This window comes from Vibrio sp. OPT46, assembly GCF_015163535.1.
Lineage (GTDB): Bacteria > Pseudomonadota > Gammaproteobacteria > Enterobacterales > Vibrionaceae > Vibrio > Vibrio alginolyticus.
This window is the reverse complement of sequence record NZ_JADDYG010000725.1, coordinates 12,098-15,985: the sequence shown is the minus strand read 5'-3', so window position 1 is coordinate 15,985 and position 3,888 is coordinate 12,098. Positions and strand designations below refer to the sequence as shown.

The following is a 3,888-nucleotide window of genomic DNA, read 5'->3' as shown; positions in this document are numbered from 1 at the left end:
CGGCACGCTTCAGTTTACTGACGCAGACTTGCTTGCTGGCGCGACCGACATCGATGGCGATAACTTAACGGTTGATGGCATTAGCTACACAGGCAGCGATGGTGTGCTGACTGACCACGGTGATGGTACTTACACCTTTGCACCAAATGAAAACTTCAACGGCGATGTCAGCTTTAGCTTTGGTGTTTCTGACGGCACTGAGACCGTACCAGCCAATGTGGACGTGAGCGTCACTCCAGTGAACGATCCTCCGGTTGCGGGTTCTACGTCTTACACGGTTGATGAAGATAATGCGATTACCATTTCCGACGAGCAGCTTCTGGCTAACTCTTCGGATGTGGAAGGCGCAGTGTCCATCGATAGCGTGACCTATTCAGGCACCGATGGCGTATTCCAAGACAACGGTGACGGTACTTACACCTTCATGCCGAATGAGAACTTCAATGGTGATATCAGCCTTGATGTGATTGTGGCGGATGAGCAAGGTGCGATTGACGAAACGACCGCAGGCATTACGGTCATTGAAGTGAATGATCCTCCAGTTGCCGGTCCAACGTCTTACACGATTGATGAAGATTCAGTACTGACATTCAGTGAGTCACAAATTCTTGCCAACGCATCTGATATCGAGGGTGATGTAGAGCTTGTTGGCATCAGCTATGAAGGCTCGGATGGTATCTTTACCGTCAATGGCGATGGTACTTGTAGCTTTGCGCCAAACGAGAACTTCAATGGTCAAGTTCAGTTGGATGTGACCATTCAAGATGAGAATGGGGCAACCGTTGATACGCACATCAATGTCGACGTATTGCCAATCAACGATCCACCAGTATCGGGCGATTTGGCTTACACCATCAACGAAGACAGCTCAATTACGCTAAGCCAAGAGCAACTGCTTGCCAAAGCGGGCGATATTGATAGCGAGAACCTTGAAGCCATCAATCTATCGACAGATGACAACGCGACGATTCAATACAACGATGATGGCAGTTACACCATCACACCGGATGAAAACTACAACGGCGACCTAGATCTGACCTTCGATATCATTGATAACGATGGTGGCTCGGTACAAGTTGGTCTGGATATTACAGTTAATCCTGTGAATGACTTGCCACAAGCGCAAGATCAACAGTTCACGGTAGAAGAAGATGGCACCTTGCTGTTCACGGATGCAGACCTATTGGAAGGCGCATCGGATATTGACGGCGATGATCTGTCTATCGAAAACGTACTCTACACAGGTGCGGATGGTGTGCTTACCGACAATGGCGATGGCACTTACAGCTTCGCGCCGAATGAAAACTTCAACGGTGATGTTCAGTTCACATTCGATGTGTCTGACGGCACAGGTTCAACACCAGCATTCATTGATGTCAGCGTGACACCAGTTAACGATCCACCGGTTGCAGGTTCAACGTCGTACACGGTTCAAGAAGACGGTCAAGTCACCATTAGTGACGAGCAGTTGTTAGCCAACTCTTCTGATGTGGAAGGTGACGTAGCCTTGGCGAATGTTAGCTACTCTGGTAACGACGGTAGCTTCGTGGACAATGGCGACGGCACATATACCTTCACGCCAAATGAAAACTTTGACGGTAACATTTCTCTCGACGTTACGGTTATCGACCAAGATGGTGCAACGGATACAACAACCGCAGGCATCGATGTTATCGCGGTGAACGACGCACCAGAAACGTCAGGCATTCAAGCTGAGGTGGATGAAGATAATGCCATCACCATCACACAAGAACAGTTGCTTGCGAATGCGACAGACATTGAAGGTGATGACCTTGTTGCTAGCAATCTACAAACCAATGACCCAGATGCGACGATCGTAGCCAACGACGATGGTTCATTCACCATTACGCATACGGAAAACTTTAACGGTGAGTTGGACTTCACTTATAACATCAGCGATGGCGAAAATGATGTTCTTACCACGCTGGATCTGACCGTTAATCCTGTCAACGATGCGCCAGAAGCGGGCGACGAGATCTTTATTCAAGCAGAAGAAGACCAAACCGTAGGTGTTTCTCTGCGTGAAGAGCCTGCGTTACGTCTCGACCAAGCCCCTGAAAACGGCATCATTGAAGCAAATCTAAATGACGAATGGGTACAGCTAGAAGTCGGGCAGGAGGTTCCTGCAGACACGGAAGTGCGCTTCATTCCAAATGATGATGCATTGGCAAACGGTACGCATACGAGTCAAATTGGTACCTTTGACGACAACGCCAGCCTTGATGATTGGGGTACTGCTGTTGACCCTTACACACGTGAGTTTGTTGATGGTGATTTGAAAGTTACCGTTCAAAGTAATGATGACCCACTCGGTGCGTGGAATGGTAAAACACACATCGGTCACGGTATTGGTGATACTGACCGCCAAGGCTTGAGCGGTGATGAAAAACTGACTGTGACTGTTGAAGGTCAAGACATCAACGAAATCAGCTTCCACCTTGATGGTCTAGGCGGCTGGTTTATGGAAGAGTCTCGCCACTTTACCGAAGTCGAAATTCGCGCCTTCAACTCCGATGGTGACTTGATCGACTCGATGACTTACCACAAAGAAGATCGTGGTAGCTATGAGACGGATTACACCCTAACGGTGAACGAGCCAGTGTCTTACTTTGAGTTAGGTACGATTCAAGGTAACGGTACATACGTGGTTCAAAACATGACGGTTTCGCAAACTTGTCATGATGAAGCGGTGTTCACATCTATTGGCGTGGACGGCACGGAAATCACGGAAACGGTAGAACTGAATATCCGAGAAGGTGACAGTGAAATCGAACTGACGGCTGATCTGCCAAATGTGACCATCGATACCGAAGGTTCTACGCAGTTTGCCTCTGTGGTAATCACAGAAGAGCAGCTTCTCGCACAAGCGAGTGATATCGATAGTGATGTACTTGATATTCAAAGCCTAGAGCTGGTGGGGGATAACGCGGAGCACGCTACGTTAACCGACAACGGCGATGGTACATGGACAGTCACACCAGATGAGAACTTCTACGGTGAGATTGAGCTGGGTTACCAAGTTACGGATGGTGAACTCACTGACGACAACATCATCAACATCAACTTCGAAGCAGTAAACGATGCGCCAATCGTTTCTGGTCCGATTGTGTTATCGACTGATGAGGATGTGGGCATTACGTTTAGCGCGGACGATCTGCTTGCCAATGCAAGTGATGTGGAAGGCGATGCGCTGTCTATCTCTGATATCTCTTACAGCGGTGATAACGGTGAGCTTGTCGATAATGGCGACGGCACTTACACCTTTATGCCGAATGAAAACTTCCATGGTGAAGTCGACATCGATTACAAAGTCTTTGATGGCACCGATGAGGTCGATACCCATCTAGATCTGACCGTTATTCCGGTCAACGATGTGCCAGTTCCTGGTGCGCCGCTGCATACTCAAATGCTAGAAAACGGCACGATCATCATCGAAGCAAAAGACCTGTTATCAGGTGCGACCGATGTTGATGGCGACATTCTGCATATCGAGAATCTGCTGCTTGTTGACCAGTCACAAGGTACGTTGACAGACAACGGCGACAACACCTTTACCTTCGAACCAACTTCGAACTTCTATGGTGAAGTGAACCTGACCTTCGACATCAGCGATGGTCAAGCAAGTGCACCAAGCACTGCGAAGATCGATGTTGAGATCGTCAACGAAGGTCCGGAGGTCAGCGGCCCGGTTGATGCGGTCGTCGATGAAGATGGCTCAATTACCATCACTCAAGAAGACTTGTTAGCGAACGCGACGGACGTGGATGGTGACAACCTTGAAGCGGTGAACCTATCGACCAACGATCCTAATGCAACCATCGTTGAGAACGCTGATGGTAGCTTCACGATTACGCCGAGTGAAAACTT

At 48.7% G+C, this 3,888-nt stretch carries 1 protein-coding gene; it reads left to right on the top strand.

What is annotated here, in order from left to right; genetic code table 11:
- The coding region (locus IQR33_RS34410) for a tandem-95 repeat protein (RefSeq protein ID WP_228014150.1) at window positions 1-3,888 on the top strand (3,888 nt) is incomplete at both ends.